Genomic DNA, 18,298 nt, shown 5'->3' with positions numbered 1-18,298 from the left:
TACCAATGCGCAGAAAATGGTAGTCCTTATCAGGGATAGCGAACAGCGGTCGAGCCGGCTCAGAGCGCCATGCTCGACTAAAGGATAAGAGCAAAACATCGGAATATCGCCAGCGTGAGGAATGTCGTTGAACGCTTGCGATTGCCGGCACGGCGCGCTGAACGCAAACTGCTCGAGTACCCACGTCACACCTCGATGCCGCTGCGGTCGAACACCTGGTGCCTATCGCCTACGCGCCCATCGCGGCCAGGCCCTCTTCAACCTCGAGCCGAGAGAGGTCTCATGACGACTGCCGCGAATCCACGTCTGCCGCTCACCGTCTGGGGGCTGGCGCTATGTCAGGCCCTGCTGGTCAGTGGCAATATATTGCTCATCGCCGTCTCGCCGCTGGTCGGGGATCAACTTTCGGGTAGCGCCGACTGGAGCACGTTGCCCGTGGCCGCCCAATTGCTCGGGCTGACGGCGGCGACCCTGCCTTCCGGCTGGTTGACGGACAGGCTGGGACGAAAACGCACTTTCGTGATCGGCAACGGGTTCGGGCTCATCGGCATCGCGATCTGCTTGCTGGCGCTGGAGACTTCCGCCTTCGCGCTATTCAATCTGGGGACGTTCGCCATCGGCATGAGCATCGGCACCGGCATGCTGTACCGCTTCGCGGCCATCGACGCGGCCAGCTCCGCCCAACGTGACCGAGCGCTAAGCCTGGTGATGGCGGGTGGTGTGATCGCCGCCTTCCTAGGCCCCTGGCTGGCGCGTTCGTCGCAGCACACTTTCGAGACACCGTTTCTGGGCTGCTTCGTGGGTCTTGCCGGACTTTACACTCTGGCACTGCTGTTGCTGTCGCGGCTGGAACTTCCGTTGCCCCAGGGCGCCGCCGGTCACGAGCCGGCCCGCCGACGCGGCATCCTACTGCGCGAACCCCGGCTGCTGGCGGCCATCGCGATCGCCACCTTGAGCTACGCCATCATGAACCTGGCGATGACCGCAACGCCGCTGGCGATGACACACGCTGGGCACGGCTTCGGCGAGGTCACCAACGTGATCCAGTGGCATATCCTGGCGATGTTCGCGCCCTCGTTCGTCACCGGCGACCTGACCCGGCGCTTCGGCCATCAGCGGATGATTATCGTCGGATCGTTGAGTCTACTGGCCAGCCTGCTCTACGCCCTGCTGCCCGCCTCCTTCTGGACGTTCGCTATCGGGCTTTTCCTGCTGGGACTAGGTTGGAACTTCACCTTTCTGCCCGCCAGCGCGTGGCTGACCACGACTTATCGGCCCGGCGAAGGCCCACGAGTACAGGCCCTCAATGACTGCGCGGTGTTTTCGCTGACGACCCTTTCAGCGCTACTCGCCGGACCGCTGAACGCCTGGCTTGGCTGGCAGACGCTCAACGTGACGCTGATTCCTCTGGTCGCCGTGATGTGGCTTGTGTTGCTGGCCCTGTTCCGGCGGTCTTCATGAATTTCCTAGCCAATTCAGGGTTCGGCCGGGTCAGTAGACTCACGATCACGAACAGCGCCACGGCAACCGGCAGCGCCCAGATACCTGCCGGCAGCCCCAGCGGTTTGGCGCCGCTCAGATAGAGCGCGATGACGACCAGACCGCCGATAACGATGCTGGCCAGCGCTCCCGCTGCCGTGCCGCGTTTCCAGTAGAAGGCGCCGATGATTGCCGGAACGACGACGACCAGACCGGTGGAAGCCGCCACCGACAGCACCGCGATCAGACTGAGCTGCAGCTCCGCGAACAGGAAGGCGAGAATCGCGATGACCGGCAGCACCCATTTGCCCACCTTGAGCTGTGCCCCTTCGCTGGCGCCGCTCGCCACGTTGGCGTAGACGTCCCGCGACAGCATCGACGACAGCGTCAGCATGATCGAATCGATGGTCGACACCGCCGCCGCCAGAATCCCCACCATCACGATCACGCCCAGCACCGGCGGCACGTGCTCGGACGCCAGCAACGTCGGCGTCGCCAGATCCGATTTGGCCAGATCGGGAAATGCCACCAGCGCCGAGAAGCCCCAAAGCACCGAAACCACGGTGTAGATGAAGCCGAAGATCAGAAAGCCGATCAGCATCTGGCGCATCGACTTCAGCGACGCCGGCATGAACAGCCGCTGGCTCACCTGCGGGTTGGAAAGACTGAAGAAGAACCACGGGATCGTCAGCCCCAGAAAGGTGGTGAAGCTGAAGAGCCCCGGCCCGGGCACGCTGAGAGACGCCGGATGCTCCGCCGCCAGCGTGTCGAACAGCTCGGCAAAGCCGCCGAGAGAATGCACCACCAGCAACGCCACCAAGGTCGATGCGACGATCATGAATAGCGCCTGCAGCGAGTCCGTCCACATCACCGAGCGAATCCCGGCGATATAGGAGAACAGGATCGCCAGTATCGTCGACACGACCACGCCGGTCGTGAACGAGATCGCCCCGCCGCTCATCCCCGCCAGCAGATAACCCACGCCCGCCAGCTGTACCGCCGCGTAGGGGATCAGAAACACGCAGCTGGCGATGGCGGTCACCACCGCAACCTTCTTGTTGCCATATCGATGGCCGAGCATCTCGCTGGGGGTGACATAGCCGAAGCGTTTGCCCACCGCCCAGAACTTGGGCCCGAAGATCGCCACCAGCGACACGCCGGCGAAATAGACGATCTCGAACCCGAACGCGCCGACGCCGCCGGCGTAGGTCAGCCCCGCCAGGCCGACCATCATGAATGCGCTGTAGGTCGTGGCACTGTAACTCAGCGCCGAGACGAAGCCGTTCATCTGGCGGTTGCCGAGAAAATACCCGGACATGTCGACACCGGCCCCGTTGGTGGTCTTGCCGCGGGAGAGAAAGGCAACGCCCAGGCCCACGATCAGATAGACGATGACCGCGCTCCAGATCAGTCCGATGGTCATCGCCTATTTTTCCCTATCGTCATGGAGTTCATCATTTCGAGACAAGGCGTCAAACACGTCCTCGGACTGGAACGTCCGGGTGATCATGATGTTGGCGACGATGACCAGCACGCCGACCACGCACCAGAACAGGAAGCTGCCGTACCAGGCCTGGACCTGACCAAGCAGACCATACGGCACGACGTAACACGAAAGGACCAGTATCCAGACGCCCCATATCCAACGCCGAGCGCTCATTGGCAATTCCTCACCTTGTGCTTTTTGGACATTTTGTCATTTACAGTAAGCGCATCACTGCAGCGCCCATGATAACGCGATAGTCTCGAAGACGATGAAACCGCCATGGAATTTTCGATGACCGCAACACCTCTTGTCTCTGACGTTTCGACCGTGTGGCAGATGGACCCCATGGCCCTGGACGCACGCCTGCGCGACTTCCTGGCCGAAGATATCGGTCACGTGGATCTGACCGCGACCCTGATGATCGACGAAGCGTCGACCGGCCAGTTCGAGATGCGCGCAAGAGAGCCAATGACGATCGCCGGGCTTGCGGTCGCCGCCCGCGTGTTCTCGCTCTACGACGCGCGTATCGAGATCGAGCGGTTGGCCGTGGACGGCCAGACGGTCTCCGAAGGCATCACGCTGATGCGGCTGCAAGGCCCGGCCCGTAGCCTGCTGACGGTAGAGCGCACCGCGTTGAATCTGATCCAGCATCTGTCGGGCATCGCGACCCTCACGGCGCAATACGTCGAACGGATCGCCGGCACCGGCGCCCAGCTGGTCGATACCCGCAAGACGACGCCCGGCCTGCGCGCGCTGGAAAAACACGCCGTGGCCTGCGGCGGCGGTCGCAACCATCGGCTCGGTCTCGACAGTGGCGTGATGCTGAAAGACAACCACATCGCGGTCTGCGGCGGTATCGCAAAGGCAGTGGCACGGGCCCGATCACGGGTGCCGGTGCTGACGCGTATCGAAGTGGAGTGCGACCGGCTGGATCAGGTGGAGGAAGCGCTCGCCGCCGGCGCGGACATGATCATGCTCGACAACATGTCGGTGGAGACAATGCGCAGCGCCGTCGAGCTGGTGGGCGGCCGCGTGCCGCTGGAAGCGTCCGGCGGCGTGCGTCTGGAGACGATACGCGCCATCGCCGAAACCGGCGTCGACTTCATCTCGGTCGGGCGGATCACCCAATCGGCAGCCGCGGTCGATATTGGCCTGGATGACGTCGTCGACGTGCCACCGACCCGGGAGGCGTAATTCGATGTCATCCACCGAGATCAGCAACGCCGCCACCGTCGAGGCGTTCGATACGCTCATGTCGGGCCTGCTGGCGCAGGATTTCGGGCTGCGCAAGCCGCCCGTCGTCACCTTCTGGTGCGGCGCGGGCTTCTCCAAGGCGTGGGATCCGCGCTCGCCCACCGATGGCGAGCTGTTCGCCATCGATCTCGACGACATTCGCGACTTTCCCAACCTTCAGCATGTGATGCACGTGATTGGCTGGGAGCATTATCGCCACCTGGACTTCGAGCGATTCAAGAACCTGCGTTACGTGCTCGACATGCAGGTGCGCTATCCCGATATCCGCAATCGCTACTTCGACGATCAGAACCTGCGCCTGAGCATTCACGAGTTGCGGACGCTGGTGATGCGTCGCTTCAGCGCCGCCTGCGACATTCACAACGTCGACGACACCACGTTACGCTTCACCTCGCCCTACGACAGCGACGGCCAGCGCGCGATCACGCAGTTCTTCGCCTCGCTGGAAGACCGCGCGGAACGCGCCGGCCTCGACGAGAACTGGCCGCTCTACCATTTCCTGACCACCAATTATGACTTCACCATCGAAACCATCCTCGAGCACGTCTACCGCCAGCAGGCTCCGGTGTTCGGGCGCCTGTATCGCGGCATCACGCCACAACGGATCTGCGGCGGCTCGATCTGGGAGCACCTGCCGCGCACCGTCGATCGCAACGTGATCAAGATCAACGGCGGGTTCGAGATACTGCCCACGGCTCAGGGTTTCGACTTCGAGTATCGCCGCCGCAGCGATACCGAGATCCGGCAGGAGCCGCCGCTGCTGATCCTGCCATCTCAGGTTCAGGACTACGATGAATCCTATTTCCACCAGGTCTTTCCCAAGGCCGTGCGCCTGCTGCGAGAAACCGACGTGCTGGTAATCGTCGGCTACAGCATGCCGCAGGAGGACTCGCTGGTACGGTTCATCCTGCGCCAGCTGGCGGAGAGTCCCAACGATGCCAAGGGCAAGCACGTGTTCGTCATCGACACCAAGAATCATTCGACCATCAAGTCGCGGCTCGAGGAGATGTTCTTCTATCTGCCGCGCACCGGCTGGCCTCGCGAGCACTACTATAGTGGCCGCTTCGAGGACTTCTGTGAAAAAGTCATGGCCGCATGAACCAGAATCTGCGGGATTCTTGCCCTATCCTACGAAACGGTCATGGTAGTCGCGAACCTCTCTCTTCCTGTCGTCGGTATCGATTACTCTACACAGCATCGATTCACTACCGCGTCAGGATATTTCACTGACCCCAACAGATGACGCCCATGCAACATCTCGACCTTCAAGTCATCGATGCCGCCCTCGAATGGGCCAATGCCGGCGAACCGATCTGGCTCTGCAGCGTACTGGCGACGTTCGGCTCGTCGCCGCGCGAGCCGGGCTCGATGCTGGTCGCCAAAGCGGACGGCACGCATGTCGGCTCGCTTTCCGGCGGCTGCATCGAAGAGGACTTTCTCGGCAGGATCGCCGAAGGCCATTTCGACGCTGCGCTATCGGTCGTGCGTTACGGCGAGGGCGCCGACGAATCGCCGCAGGTGTCGCTGCCCTGCGGCGGAATTCTCGACGTGCTGGTGGAGCGACTGACGCCGGATGCCGAGACGCTGACGCACCTGGAAGTGCTTCACGCCACCTTGCTGGGCCAGCGCTCGCTGGTACGGCGGATCGATCTGGAGAGCGGCCGCAAGCGCTTCGTCGAGGCAGGCGAGAATGGCCCGCGCGTCGAGCGCGACGGCCAGATCATCCAGCTTCGCGTCGGTCCGGCGCTACGTCTGATCATCGCCGGCATCTCACCGGTATCGCGTTTCTGCGCCGAATTCGCGCGCACGCTGGGCTTCGAGGTGATCGTCTGCGATCCCAGAGAAGACGCCCGCCGCGATTTCCAGGTCGAGGGCGTCGAGGTGCAATCGGTGTTGCCGTCACTGTTCATCGGTAGCGGCGCCACCCACGCCGCTACCGCTATCGTCGCCCTGACCCACGATCCGCGCATCGACGATCTGGCAATGATCGAGGCGGTACGCACGCCGGCGTTCTATATCGGCGTGATGGGATCGAAACGCACGTCCGAGAAGCGCGCCGAGCGGCTGAAGCGCTCCGGCGGCCTGGACGACGAGGCTATCTCAAGAATCCACATGCCGATCGGGCTCCATCTCGACAGCAAGACGCCCGCGGAGATCGCGCTGGCCGTGGTCGCCGACGTACTTCGCGTGCGGCGCGGCAAGGGGCGGGATGAGCTCTAGATCTCCACATCATCCAGAGCCCGATGTCGTTGCCCTAGTCATGGCGGCCGGCGTCTCCCGCCGCTTCGGTAGCGACAAGCGTCGGGTCGAGCTGCCTGACGGGCGGACCCTGCTGGCAACGACGCTGGCAACAGTTTTGCAGGTCTATTTACGGTGTCGACTGATCACGCGTCGGGACGACGATATCGAGTTGGCGTTGAACGCTTTCTCCGAGCAGAGCGAGCTTCGACGGTGGGAGGCAGAACACGCGGGCGACGGACTGGGCGGCAGTCTCGGGGACGCATTCCGTCATCTGATCGCGCAAGACGAGGCGGCAGTCGCTGCCGCCGTGGTACTGGCAGACATGCCGTGGTTGAAAGCCACCACCTGTGCACAACTCAATCGACACGCCCGTGCCGAGCGTATCGTCGTGCCCTGTCACAAGGAGAAGCGCGGCCACCCGGTGCTGTTCGGGCGAGACTTCTGGCCGGCGCTGGCAGAGCTGAAGGAAGGCGACGGCGCGAGAGCCATCGTGAGGGCGAATCGCGAAGCTGTTCACCTCGTCGATGTTGATGATCCCGGCATCTGGCGGGATGTCGACACCCCGCAGGATCTGGCGGGCTCGGAGATCACCGAAGGCTAGACGTTGTTCACTCGCCAGCGGATAACGGGTTGGGCGACATCAACCGAAAAACTTCTGGTACGCCAGCAGGCCCCAAGTCACCGCCGCCATGCCCAACGCCAGCATGACCGCAGCCGAGCCAATATCCTTGGCGCGACCGGAAAGCTCGTGGTGTTCGGGGCCGATTCGATCGACGACCGTCTCCACGGCACTGTTGAGCAGTTCGACGATCAGCACGAAGACGCAACTGCCGACCAGCACCAGCCATTCGACGGGATTCTTGCCGATCCAGTAGGCCAACGGCACCAGAATGACACAGAGCGCCACCTCCTGGCGAAAGGCAGCCTCGTTGCGGAAGGCGGCAACCAGCCCCTTCAACGAGTAGCCCGTGGAGTGAAACAGGTGGCGAAAACCGGTATCGCCGGAACGTGATTTCATGGACTCTCTGATTCGACCGCGCTGGCGATCGCCCCCTCGGCAACGAAACGATAGCTCGGCACCGATCTCGGCGCGCAGAAGCCAATTGAATGGCGACGATGGTAGCAGAGGCACATGATGACATCATCGAAGTCGCGATAGCTTCTGCAGATTTCAGACCCAGGCCACCGGACGTCGTTTCTGGCCCCTGTTTCACGCGGCCTTTATGCTGGGTCGTCTTCAACGCAGTGACAGCCTCACGTTTCCAACAAGGTCGATCATGTCTGAATCCAATCCTCTTTATCCGCCCCTCGAACCTCATGCCACCGGTCATCTGGAGACCGGCGACGGTCATCAGGTCTACTGGGAGCGCTGTGGCAACCCGAACGGCAAGCCGGTGGTCTTCCTGCATGGCGGCCCCGGCGGCGGTTGCAAGCCGATCCACCGCCAGCTTTTCGATCCCGAACGCTACGACATCGTGCTGTTCGACCAGCGCGGCTGCGGGCGCTCGACGCCTCACGCCGGCCTCGACAACAACACCACCTGGCACCTGACCGAGGACATCGAACGCCTGCGCCAGATGATTGGCGCCGAACAGTGGCAGGTCTTCGGCGGGTCGTGGGGCTCGACGCTGGCGCTGGCCTATGCCGAACAGTATCCGTCACGGGTCAGCGAACTGGTGCTGCGCGGGATCTTCACCATGCGCCAGCAGGAGCTCGACTGGTTCTACAAGCACGGCGCGCGCAATATATTTCCCGAGAAGTGGGCGCGGCTGGTGGAAATCCTGCCCGAAGACCAGCGTGGCGATATCATTCCCGCCTTCCACGAACGGCTCATGGGCGATGATATCGAACGCCAGCTCGAGGCGGCCCGGCGCTGGAGCGTATGGGAAGGCGAGACCTCGAAACTGATTCCCGTCGACGCTACCGAATCCCACGCGGCCGATCACTTTGCGCTGGCCTTCGCGCGGATCGAGAACCACTACTTCATCAACCAGGGCTTCTTCGAATTCGACGATCAGCTATTGGCACAGGCCGATCGTCTCGCGGGCATCCCCGGCGTCATCATCCACGGCCGCTACGACATGGTCTGCCCGCTTCAAAACGCCTGGGATCTGGCAAACGCGTGGCCCGACGCGACGCTTGAGATCATCGAGGCCGCCGGCCACGCCTTCAGCGAACCCGAGACTCTGGCGGCGCTGGTGCGAGCGACCGATCGATTCGCCGACCGCCATTGAACCAGGGCAGGGTCCTCGCGCGCTCCGGCAGGGCAACCACCATGTGGCCTGGCCAGAAAACCCTCGCGGGCCGACCGCCCGGCTAGGGGTGGTACTCGATAGAGGCTGGCAGGCCGATCCAGCCGTAACGCTGATCGTCGTGCATCGAAAAGTTCGGCGGCGGAAAGCTGGAGTCTCCGAACGCCCCGATGGCGACGGCCAGGACGTCTGGATCGACGGCTAGCCAATAGCAGAGCGTCGAACCACAGTGCGGGCAGAAATGCGCCGTCACCTCATTGCCGCTATCGGCGACGCGGACGAACGTCTTGTACTCTCTGTCGAGCCGCACCCTGGCCCGGGGATAGCGCGCCTGAGCCGCGAACGGCGCCCCGCTGCGACGTTGACACGCCTGACAGTGGCAAACCGAGATCCGAATCGGTTCGCCGCTGACCTCGAGCGTCAACTGACCGCAGGCACAGCTCGCCTGCCGACTGGCTGAAGACTTCATGGCCCTGATCATTTCGGAGAGGCGTCTGCCGCTAGATCCAGAATCGTCGCCGCCACCGCCTGGGCCCGCGGCACGAACGTTTCGAGCCGACAATATTCGTCGTCGGTGTGCATCTTGGCGCCGACCGGACCGGTGCCGCAGAGCGTGGGGATGCCCAGGCTCGCCGTGGTACCGGCATCCGAACAGCCGCCGGTGAATTCGCCGCCGACGCTGAAGCCCAGCTTCTCGGCCTGGACCCGATAACGCGCAAACAGGGCCTCGCTCATGGCGGGCTCCATCGGCAGGAAGCCGGAGGTCTGGCGAATCGTCGCCTGAGTCCCCGGCACCTCCTCCTCGGCGATGATCGTCTCGATCGCCGCCAGCAGATTGGCGCGTTGCTCGTTGGTGACGAAGCGCGTATCCAGCTGTGCCGTTGCCGCAGGCGCGACGGTATTGCGCGATACACCGCCTTCGATCAGGCCGACGTTAGTGGTCACACCGCTCTCGTAATCGGTCAGCGCATGCAGCTTGACGATCTTGCGCGCCAGCGCTTCGATGGCGCTGGCGCCATCCGCATGACTGACACCGGAGTGCGCCGCCTTGCCGGTCACTTCGATCAGAAAAGCTGCGCCCCCCTTGCGGCCGGTGACCACGTTGCCGCTGATTCGCCCCGGCTCCGCGTTGAGCACCGCTCGCGCACCACTGGCCGCCTCGCGAATGAAAGCCGTACCGTCGCGGGAGCCGATCTCCTCGTCCGCCGTGAACAGTGCCCGCACCGGGAACGGGAACGGCAACGGCGCCAGCCGCTTGAGTGCCCGCAGCACGAAGATATTGAGCACCAGCCCCGCTTTCATGTCGGCGACGCCGGGGCCATAACCAATCTCGCCTTGCTGTGTGTAGCCACGCTCGGCGACCGTACCGGTCGGAAACACCGTATCGCGATGCCCCATCATCAGCACGTGGCCGGCGCTCGCATCGCTGCCATCACCCTCCAGCCACGCCTCGAGAATATCGCCGGCGTCCGGTCGCGGCGTCCGCGTCACGGCAATCCCGTCAGCCTCAAGCCACTCGACGATGACATCCGCCACCGCATCGGTGCCGGCCTTGTCGTAGCTGTTGGAATCGATGTTCACCAGCGTCTTCAGGGACTCGACCATCTGCAACTGCTGCCCGGCCAGCCAGTCGCAGGTGATGTCATATCGCTCGTTCGAGCACGTCACTGTACTCATGCTATCTCCCGGATCGTTTTGGATTTATATCGATGGAGAACCTATGGGGTAATTCTTGCTAGCCGGCATGGCACTTCTTGAACTTCTTGCCGCTGCCGCAGGGACAAGGGTCGTTGCGGCCGATGTCCTTCATCGCATTGCGCACCGGCGCTTGCGCTTCGTGGTGATGATGCTGGCAGTGCGGGCCATGAACGTGACCAGAGGCACCCTGATCATGAACGTGGCTGTGGTCGTGGCTATGGTCGTGGCTGTGGTCGTGATCGTGCTGGCAGTCCGGGCCGTGGACGTGGGGCTGAGTCATAGCGCGATACCGTAATGAATGGAGGATAATCGACGGGCGATTATCCTCCACGGATCGAGTCAGCGCCATTGTCTGGCGACATGAGCGCGCTACTTGATCTCGATCTCGACGAAGACGAATTCGAAATCGTTGGTGTTGACCACGTTGTGCTCGGCGCCCTTGTCTCGATAGTAGGAAACGCCGGCTTCCAAGGTCGAGAACGTATGGCCGTCCAGCGTCTCGAGTTCGAGCTTGCCGGTGGTCTGCGGCACCACCACATAGTCGCAGTCATGCGCGTGCCAGCCGGTTTCGGCGCCGGAAGAAAATCGCCATTCGGTGACCCGGACCCGGTCATTTTCCACTTGGACGCTGGGCTGGGCCTGTGGCCGCGAGGAGCTCATGATTCCAATCCTTCAATCGATAAATAGAGATGTCCGGCGCCGACGCTACGCCGGCACACGCTGCCAAAACTGGCTCAGTAGCCGTGACGCTTCAGAATGGCGTCTTGGTCCTGAGTCGGGTGACCGTAAAATTCCAGCAGCCGTTCGGCCCGGTTGGTGAAGAAACCATCGACGCCGCGCTGCTGATAGCGTTCGAAGTCCGCCGGTGCGTCGACCGTGTAGAGGTGTACCAGCATGCCATCATCGTGGGCCATGCCGATCATCCACGGTTCGGCCAGGTCCATATAGCTGAACTGGCTGCTGAAATTGCCGTCGTGCTCCGACTGCACGGCCGACGGACCGATTCCGATCGCGCCATGATCCTTGGCGAAGTCGAGCCAGGATCGATACGCCTCCGGTGAAGCGACCTGCTGACGGGCGTAGTAATCGGCCGTGCTCTCGTCGTCACCCTGCGGCTTGCCTGGTGCGGCCTCGATACCGCCCTTGCCAAGCCACAGCAGCAACACGCGAGGCACATACGGCATGGACGTTTCCAACGCTTTCAGGCTGGCCTTGGAAAAGGTCTGCATTACCACACGACCCGGCGTGTCCCCCACGTTGACGGCTCCCTTCTTCGCCGCCGGACGGGATTTCGCTTCATCGCCCAACCAGCCCCGCGACTGAAGCTTCTTGCGCAGGTCCTCCTCGATGCCCGGAAACTGCTCGGGCACCTTGGTCTCGATATAGAGTCCGGGATGGTTGTCGCCGCCTTCGGCGATGTCGATCACCTCATCCAGCGTCAATATTTCGAGACCCGAATAACTGTCGCGGGCACGGTCCGGATAGCTCGCGTTGAACCAGCTGCCGGCATCGAGCTGCTTGAGTTCGTCGAGCGTGAAACTCGACACCGGCGCATCGGCCCGGTCAGGGAACACCTCGGCGACGTTGGTATTGCGCCCCAACGTATTGTCATGGACGGCCACCAGCACGCCATCTTTCGTTCGCTGCAGATCCAGCTCGAGATAATCGACCCCCAGGTCCCGCGCCAGAAGATAAGCGGGCCGGGTCGATTCCGGCGCCTGATAGGAGGCACCCCGATGGGCGATGACCGCGTCACAGGGAATCGGAATCTTGGTGCACAGCGTCGAGCCCTGGGGTTCGCCGCTACTGGCCGGCGCTGAATCGGCGGCCTGAGTCACGCTGACCGGCAGCAACAGGCTGACACCGCAGGCCAGAAGCCAGCGACGCGTCGAGGTGGTCATCATTATCTCCTTGTTCATTATCGGGTTTCTCGACCGAATCCAACGTCGACGCTACCCCATAACCCGCTGGCGACCAAGTCAGGGCCAGACGTTGACGCTGTCGGCCACGTCGAAATCCGCTCGCTGCGGATGCACGACGCAGAACCGATGGCCGGTGGGGGCTTCCATGACGGTCCAGCGTTCCAGACGCTCTACGACCGTCGCCCCCAGCTTCTCCAGTCTGGCCACTTCGGCATCGATATCGTCGGTTTCGATATCCAGGTGAACGCGGCTGGGATGATCGACCTGCTGGATCAACACGTCAGGTTGATTCGGCGGGGTGGCCAGCTTGCCGTATTTCTCGTCGGTCTCGTGGCCGGGCCAACCCAGTGCCCCGGCCCAGAAATCGATGGCCGACGATTTCTCGTCGCGCTGGCTATCGATGACGAGTGCCGCCAGACGACTCTTGTGCATGGTCGCTCTCCTGTTTGTGCTGAAAATCCAGATGGCGCGCTATCCAGCATAGCCCGCGCTGAACGGGGCGACATCCCACCGCCCCAGTCAGTCCTTACTTCGGCTGGAGGCTAGCGGGCAGGCGCTGCAATAATCTGCGTCGCCATGAAACCGATGGCGAACGCCATTCTACGATAGTCGCAGTATCGGATGGCGGCGGGCCCGCACATGCGTTAAGCTGCGTGCCCATTGCCGTTATCTGTCTGACCGTCGTCACGCGAAGCTGAAAAAGTCGACGACCCTCCTTTTTGTCGCCTCCAGGCGCATCAGCCAGCACTGGCATTCCCCGGTAGAGCGTAGCCGCTTCGCTTCGCCAATCGCCGCGACCTAGAGAATACCGAATGAGTTTTGCCTCACTGGGCCTTAGTGCCCCGTTGCTGAAAGTCGTTGCCGAACAAGGCTACGACACCCCTTCCCCGATTCAGTCACAGGCGATTCCCGCCGTCCTCGAGGGAAGAGATGTCATGGCGGCCGCACAGACGGGTACCGGCAAGACGGCAGGTTTCACCCTGCCGATCCTGCACCGTCTGTCTCAAGGTGAACGCCCCCAGGGCGGTTCGCAGATTCCGGTCCGTGCCCTGATTCTGACCCCGACCCGAGAGCTCGCTGCTCAGGTCGGCGAGAGCGTGGCGACCTACGGCAAACACCTGTCACTGAAAAGCGCCGTGGTCTTTGGCGGGGTCAAGATCAACCCGCAGATCGCTACCCTGCGCCAGGGCGTCGACATTCTCGTTGCCACGCCTGGCCGCCTGCTCGATCTCTATCAGCAGAAAATGGTTCGCTTCGACAAGCTCGAAGTGCTGGTGCTCGATGAAGCGGATCGCATGCTCGACATGGGCTTCATCCACGATATCCGCAAGATTCTGGCGGTGCTGCCCAAGCAGCGACAGAACCTGCTGTTCTCGGCGACGTTCTCCAACGAGATCCGCAACCTTGCCAAGGGCATGGTCAACGATCCGGTCGAGCTTTCGGTCACGCCGCGCAACGCCGCTGCCGCCACGGTGACCCAGTGGGTTCATCCGGTGGACAAGAGCCGCAAGCCGGCCTTGCTGTCGCACCTGATCCAGACCCATCAGTGGCAGCAGGTGCTGGTCTTCACCCGCACCAAGCACGGCGCCAATCGCCTGACCAAGTATCTCGAGGGTCAGGGTATCGAGGCTGCGGCGATTCACGGCAACAAGAGCCAGAACGCGCGGACCCAGGCGCTGGCCTCCTTCAAGAGCGGCGGTATTCGTGCGCTGATCGCTACCGATATTGCCGCCCGCGGGCTGGATATCGACCAGCTGCCGCAGGTCGTCAACTTCGAGCTGCCCAACGTGGCGGAAGACTACGTTCACCGTATCGGTCGTACCGGCCGCGCCGGCGCCAGCGGTCAGGCCGTATCGCTGGTCAGCCTGGATGAGAAGAAGGAGCTGGCCGGCATCGAGCGGCTGATCAGTCAGCGTTTGAACAGCCAGACGGTGGAAGGTTTCGAACCGACCCCCGGCGGCGGCCCCAAAGTCGACGAGAACGATGATCGTCAGCCTCGCGGTGGCCAACGTCGCGGCGATGGCGGCAACGGTCAGCGACGCAGCAACGGTGGCGGACGCACCAGCAACGCCGGTGGCCGCGGTAATACGGGCGGACGCGGCAATACGGGCGGACGCGGCAATACGGGCGGACGCGGCAATGGTGGCGGGCGCGGTTCCTCCTCAGGCCAGCGCGGCGATGCCAACGGCAACCGGGACGGCGCCAATCGCAACAGCGAGGCCCCGGCGCAACGTCGCCAGCGCTCGGGTGGTGGCCAGCGTCGCAGCGGCGGCGGCACGCCCAACGGCAACGTCTGAAAGTTAGACGTTGCCGCTCGTATCAACGGCTTCAGCTCGTATCAACGACAACGACAACGCCACCGTCAATGACGGTGGCGTTGTCGTATCCGGATGCCGGCCAGGTGCCGGCACGGGAAGCCTAATCGAGCACGACGAGCCGGTTCGGCAACTCGTTGCGCTCGTGGGTCGCCGGAACATGGGTCTTCAACAGCTCGCCGCAACTATCGATGCAGTCGAGGAAACCCTGCAAGGTTTCTCCGGCTTTCACCTTGGCCGTGAAGCTGACCACGATCGACTGCCAGGTGTCATCGTCCAGTCGATCCGAAATTCCCCAGTCGACGAGAATCTCCACGTAACGCTCGGCTTCGGAGACGAAGATCAGCATGCCGGTACCAGCATCGGTGTGGTGCAGGTTCTGGTCCAGGAACTGGCGCCGGGCCAGATTGGAAGCGCGCCAGAACCGCACATGACGCGGGATCAGGCGCGTGAGGACCGTGGGCAGCCGGAAAACCACCGCCAGGACGATGAAGACCAGCCACTGCACCAGCAGCAGATACCAGGCGCTGATGCTGTCCAGCCCGCTCAGCCAGCTGGCGATCACTGCCAGGGCGCCGGGAACGATGAGCGCCGTCAGCCCCGCCCACAACAGCGGGATGTAGGTGTAATCGTCGGCTTGACGCGCCAGGACGGTGACGACTTCGGCGTCGGTGTCGCGCTCGATCCGGGTGATCGCATCGCCGACCTGCCGTTGTTCGCTTTCACTCAATAAGGCCATGCTGTCATTATCCTGTCGTCTACGGGAACACTGCCCGAATGGCTACGCAGGCGAATCGCCGCGTTGCGCTTCATCCTGCTCGTCGATTTATTCAGCGTTTCCCTACCAGCCACCGGAGGCACCGCCGCCGCCAAAACCGCCGCCACCGCCGCCGAAGCCGCCACCGCCGAAACCTCCGCCGCCGAAGCCACCGGACCCGCCGAGAGCGCCGCCCATCAGCACGCCACCCATGAAGCCACCGCGCCGACGTCGTTTACCACCACGACCGCCGCCGCCACCCCCGCCGCTGCGGACGATCAGCATCACGATCATGAACAGCGCGAAGAACCAGAATCCCGCGCCGCCGATATGCCGCGATTCTTGCCGATCGGGCTGTTGCTGTGGCGGCGCTTCCGCCAGGGGATCGCCCCCCAGCACCTTGACCATCGCCTCGGCCCCGCGAGTAATCCCGCCGGCGAAGTCGCCGTCGCGAAACGCCGGGGTGATGATCTGATTGATGATTCTCGAGGACTGGGCGTCGGTCAGTCGGCCCTCGAGGCCATAACCGACCTCGATCCGCACCGCGCGTTCGTCCACCGCCACGATCAGCAGGGCACCGTTATCCTCGCCCTTCTGGCCGATGCCCCACTCGCGGCCGAGCTGATAGCCGTAATCCTCGATGGCCTCGCCCTGCAGATTCGGCACCGTTACGACGACCACCTGCTCGTCGGTAGCGTCTTCGTGAGCCGCCAGCATGTCGGTCAACTGGGACTGGGTCGAATCGTCGAGCAGATCGGCGTTATCGACGACACGGCCGGTCAGTTCGGGGAAATCCGGCGCCGCCGGGGCGATCGCGGTAAACGCCAGCAACCACAGGCCCAGTGTCAGCGAGATGGCCCGCGGAGCCGTTCGTCGAAACAGTTGTCGCATCATGACCGGCATCAGAACTCCACCTTGGGTGCCTGATCCGCATCCTCCGCCGTGGCTTCGAAGTTCTCGCGAACCGGCATGTCGCTGTAGAACACGCTATGCCAGATCTTGCCGGGGAACGTCCGGATCTCGGTGTTGTACGCCTCGACCGCCTGGATGAAATCGCGACGCGCCACCGCGATGCGATTCTCGGTGCCTTCCAGCTGCGACTGCAGCGCCAGGAAGTTCTGGTTCGACTTCAAATCGGGATAGCGCTCGGAAACCGCCATCAGCCGGCTCAGCGCGCCGGTCAGCTGGCTCTGGGCCTGCTGGAACTGCTTAAGCTTCTGCGGATCGTTCAGACTATCGGCATCGACCTGGATCGAGGTCGCCTTGGACCGCGCCTCGGTAACGGCCGTCAGCGTTTCCCGCTCCTGGCTGGCGAACCCTTTTACCGTCTGCACCAGATTGGGAACGAGATCCGCGCGGCGCTGATACTGGTTCTCGACCTGAGACCAGGACGACTTCACCTTCTCGTCCAGCGTCGGGATGTTGTTGATGCCGCAGCCTGACAGCGACAGCATCAGTACCAGCAGCAACATCCACCGCCACGGTTGACGGGTGGCGATGGAGAGAGCGGTCACGGGTGTCTGCATGAAGGGTTCCTGATGAGAAATCATGGCGTGTCGTCTCGATAGCTCGAACGCGTCACGAGGGTTCGAGGATGGCAAGACGGCGATGACGCCAAGTTACAGGTTGGCCGGCGCCATGGGAAGGTGAATCCCCGGCACCATAGGGAGGTGAATCCCCGGCACCTTGGGAAGGTGAATCCCCGGCACCATGAGAAGGTGAATGCCCAGCGCCGAGTGCGCTCCCGGAGCAACGCGGAGTGGCCGGTGCCAACGGCTGGTGACGCCTGCCCGCTGGCTCTCGCCGCACTGGTCATTCGCCGACGGCTGCGCCAACATGGGGAAACGATCTTCATGTGTGACATCACCGTCGATGAGCACAAAGGGTCGTCTCAAGGGCTATCGATAAAGCCCTCCCAACAAAAGGTCTTCAGACAAAGGGCCATTCAAAAAAGGATCTTCCGCGTGACACTACGCTTCAACCATCGATTTACCCTTCCCCTTGCCGCCCTGGCGATGGGACTCGGCCTGGCTTCCACCGCTCAGGCTGCCGCGCCGCAGCACGTTCGCATCGCCGTCGATGTGCCCTATCCGCCGTTCGAATATCGCAATGCCGATGGCGAGCTGGAGGGTTTCGAGATCGACCTGGGCAACACGCTTTGCGAGCGCGCCAAGCTCGACTGTGAATGGGTGGTACAGGGCTGGGATGGCATCATTCCCGGCCTGCTCTCACGCAAGTACGACGCCATCATGTCGTCGATGCGGATCACCCCGGCTCGCGAACGCCAGGTGCTGTTCACCAGACCTTACGCCATGTCGCCCAAGGTCTGGGTGGCACGACGCGGCAGCGATATCTCTCTCGATGATCCGGCATCGCTGAAGGGACTGTCGGTGGGCGTGCAGCGAGGGACGACGCAGGATAGCTACATCACCCAGCAGTATGGCGACAAGCTCGACGTTCAGCGTTACGCCACGGCGGCGGATGTCGCGCTGGATCTGGAATCGCAGCGCCTGGACATGGCGTTCCTCAACTATCCGGTGGCACTGGACGCGCTGGAAATCGGCAGCGCCGACAGCGATTTCGTCCAGGTCGGGCCGCGTATCGATAGCCCGGAGTCGATCTTCGGCAAGGGCAACGCGATCGCGGTGCGCCCGCGCGACAAGGATCTGGCCGAGACCTTCAATCAGGCGCTGGATAGCGTCTATGCGGACGGCACCTTCGAAACCCTGATGCACCAGTATTTCGACTACGATCTGCGTCCCGCCTCCCGCAAGTAGCGACATTACGGGAAATGCCGTCGTTCCATTAGCCGCTCAATGAAAAGCGCCGCTGGAGTCTTCCAGCGGCGCTTCGGGTTTGGCGCTACTCGTCTGGGCGTTTCACGAGGCGCGATA

At 62.9% G+C, this 18,298-nt stretch carries 21 protein-coding genes; 8 read left to right on the top strand and 13 right to left on the bottom strand.

Annotated elements, in window-relative coordinates; genetic code table 11:
- Positions 1-282 precede the first annotated feature (282 nt).
- Positions 283-1,461 (top strand): MFS transporter, encoded by a 1,179-nt coding sequence (locus tag ACUN9V_RS00485; protein WP_445509929.1) that lies wholly within the window; start codon positions 283-285, stop codon positions 1,459-1,461.
- On the opposite strand, the gene ACUN9V_RS00480 is transcribed toward ACUN9V_RS00485, so the two are convergent.
- Both ACUN9V_RS00480 and ACUN9V_RS00475 read right to left on the bottom strand, forming a co-directional pair.
- Positions 1,388-2,902, bottom strand: coding sequence for a sodium:solute symporter family protein (locus tag ACUN9V_RS00480; RefSeq protein WP_445509928.1), 1,515 nt, complete (start codon positions 2,900-2,902; stop codon positions 1,388-1,390). The two genes, ACUN9V_RS00485 and ACUN9V_RS00480, sit on opposite strands and share 74 nt — an antisense overlap.
- A gap of 3 nt (positions 2,903-2,905) precedes the next feature.
- A complete protein-coding gene (locus ACUN9V_RS00475) occupies positions 2,906-3,139 on the bottom strand; it encodes a hypothetical protein (RefSeq protein ID WP_445509927.1) in 234 nt (77 codons plus the stop codon).
- Positions 3,140-3,256: 117 nt separating this feature from the next.
- On the opposite strand from ACUN9V_RS00475, the gene nadC reads away from it, so the two are divergent.
- The 4 genes from nadC (at position 3,257) to ACUN9V_RS00455 (ending at position 7,061) form a co-directional block, all read left to right on the top strand.
- Positions 3,257-4,159 (top strand): carboxylating nicotinate-nucleotide diphosphorylase, encoded by a 903-nt coding sequence (gene nadC, locus ACUN9V_RS00470; RefSeq protein WP_445509926.1) that lies wholly within the window; start codon positions 3,257-3,259, stop codon positions 4,157-4,159.
- Positions 4,160-4,163: 4 nt separating this feature from the next.
- Entirely contained in the window at positions 4,164-5,318 is a 1,155-nt protein-coding gene (locus ACUN9V_RS00465) for an SIR2 family protein (RefSeq protein ID WP_075562839.1), read from the top strand.
- A 149-nt stretch (positions 5,319-5,467) separates the two neighbouring features.
- On the top strand, positions 5,468-6,439 hold the full coding sequence (locus tag ACUN9V_RS00460) for an XdhC family protein (protein ID WP_075562840.1): 972 nt from the start codon (positions 5,468-5,470) through the stop codon (positions 6,437-6,439).
- Entirely contained in the window at positions 6,429-7,061 is a 633-nt protein-coding gene (locus ACUN9V_RS00455) for a nucleotidyltransferase family protein (protein ID WP_445509925.1), read from the top strand. Before ACUN9V_RS00460 ends, ACUN9V_RS00455 begins: the two co-directional genes overlap by 11 nt.
- Before the next feature lie 39 nt (positions 7,062-7,100).
- Here the strand turns inward: ACUN9V_RS00455 and ACUN9V_RS00450 are convergent, their stop codons facing one another.
- The gene (locus ACUN9V_RS00450) at positions 7,101-7,478 is read right to left on the bottom strand and encodes a diacylglycerol kinase (protein WP_075562889.1); all 378 of its coding nucleotides are present in this window, start codon (positions 7,476-7,478) and stop codon (positions 7,101-7,103) included.
- A 259-nt stretch (positions 7,479-7,737) separates the two neighbouring features.
- Between ACUN9V_RS00450 and pip the strand changes: the two genes are divergently transcribed.
- A complete protein-coding gene (gene pip / locus ACUN9V_RS00445; RefSeq protein ID WP_445509924.1) occupies positions 7,738-8,694 on the top strand; it encodes a prolyl aminopeptidase in 957 nt (318 codons plus the stop codon).
- A gap of 82 nt (positions 8,695-8,776) precedes the next feature.
- Here pip and ACUN9V_RS00440 read toward each other — a convergent pair whose 3' ends face one another.
- The 6 genes from ACUN9V_RS00440 to ACUN9V_RS00415 all read right to left on the bottom strand — a co-directional run bounded on the left by ACUN9V_RS00440 (position 8,777) and on the right by ACUN9V_RS00415 (position 12,764).
- Positions 8,777-9,181 carry a GFA family protein gene (locus ACUN9V_RS00440; RefSeq protein WP_445509923.1) on the bottom strand — a complete coding sequence of 135 codons (405 nt, stop codon included), beginning with the start codon at positions 9,179-9,181 and terminating at the stop codon, positions 8,777-8,779.
- 8 nt (positions 9,182-9,189) lie between these two features.
- The gene (locus ACUN9V_RS00435) at positions 9,190-10,389 is read right to left on the bottom strand and encodes a M20 family metallopeptidase (RefSeq protein WP_445509922.1); all 1,200 of its coding nucleotides are present in this window, start codon (positions 10,387-10,389) and stop codon (positions 9,190-9,192) included.
- 58 nt (positions 10,390-10,447) lie between these two features.
- On the bottom strand, positions 10,448-10,690 hold the full coding sequence (locus tag ACUN9V_RS00430) for an SEC-C metal-binding domain-containing protein (RefSeq protein ID WP_445509921.1): 243 nt from the start codon (positions 10,688-10,690) through the stop codon (positions 10,448-10,450).
- A gap of 89 nt (positions 10,691-10,779) precedes the next feature.
- Positions 10,780-11,070 (bottom strand): cupin domain-containing protein, encoded by a 291-nt coding sequence (locus ACUN9V_RS00425; protein WP_445509920.1) that lies wholly within the window; start codon positions 11,068-11,070, stop codon positions 10,780-10,782.
- A gap of 74 nt (positions 11,071-11,144) precedes the next feature.
- Entirely contained in the window at positions 11,145-12,311 is a 1,167-nt protein-coding gene (locus ACUN9V_RS00420; protein WP_445509919.1) for a glycerophosphodiester phosphodiesterase, read from the bottom strand.
- Positions 12,312-12,389: 78 nt separating this feature from the next.
- Positions 12,390-12,764: a VOC family protein gene (locus ACUN9V_RS00415; RefSeq protein ID WP_445509918.1), complete on the bottom strand. Its 375-nt coding sequence runs from the start codon at positions 12,762-12,764 to the stop codon at positions 12,390-12,392.
- Positions 12,765-13,144: 380 nt separating this feature from the next.
- Here ACUN9V_RS00415 and ACUN9V_RS00410 point away from each other — a divergent pair, with 380 nt between their 5' ends.
- A complete protein-coding gene (locus tag ACUN9V_RS00410; protein WP_445509917.1) occupies positions 13,145-14,629 on the top strand; it encodes a DEAD/DEAH box helicase in 1,485 nt (494 codons plus the stop codon).
- 121 nt (positions 14,630-14,750) lie between these two features.
- Here ACUN9V_RS00410 and ACUN9V_RS00405 read toward each other — a convergent pair whose 3' ends face one another.
- The 4 genes from ACUN9V_RS00405 to ACUN9V_RS00390 form a co-directional block, all read right to left on the bottom strand.
- A complete protein-coding gene (locus ACUN9V_RS00405) occupies positions 14,751-15,386 on the bottom strand; it encodes a TPM domain-containing protein (RefSeq protein WP_445509916.1) in 636 nt (211 codons plus the stop codon).
- A gap of 102 nt (positions 15,387-15,488) precedes the next feature.
- The gene (locus ACUN9V_RS00400) at positions 15,489-16,307 is read right to left on the bottom strand and encodes a TPM domain-containing protein (protein ID WP_445509915.1); all 819 of its coding nucleotides are present in this window, start codon (positions 16,305-16,307) and stop codon (positions 15,489-15,491) included.
- Entirely contained in the window at positions 16,307-16,930 is a 624-nt protein-coding gene (locus ACUN9V_RS00395) for a LemA family protein (RefSeq protein ID WP_075562891.1), read from the bottom strand. Before ACUN9V_RS00395 ends, ACUN9V_RS00400 begins: the two co-directional genes overlap by 1 nt.
- Positions 16,931-17,023: 93 nt before the next feature.
- On the bottom strand, positions 17,024-17,299 hold the full coding sequence (locus ACUN9V_RS00390) for a hypothetical protein (protein WP_445509914.1): 276 nt from the start codon (positions 17,297-17,299) through the stop codon (positions 17,024-17,026).
- 120 nt (positions 17,300-17,419) lie between these two features.
- Between ACUN9V_RS00390 and ACUN9V_RS00385 the strand changes: the two genes are divergently transcribed.
- The gene (locus ACUN9V_RS00385; protein WP_445510352.1) at positions 17,420-18,181 is read left to right on the top strand and encodes a transporter substrate-binding domain-containing protein; all 762 of its coding nucleotides are present in this window, start codon (positions 17,420-17,422) and stop codon (positions 18,179-18,181) included.
- Positions 18,182-18,298 lie beyond the last annotated feature (117 nt).

The organism is Salinicola sp. V024 (assembly GCF_052645315.1).
The sequence above is the reverse complement of the archived record's forward strand: the minus strand, read 5'-3'. Positions and strand labels throughout refer to the sequence as shown.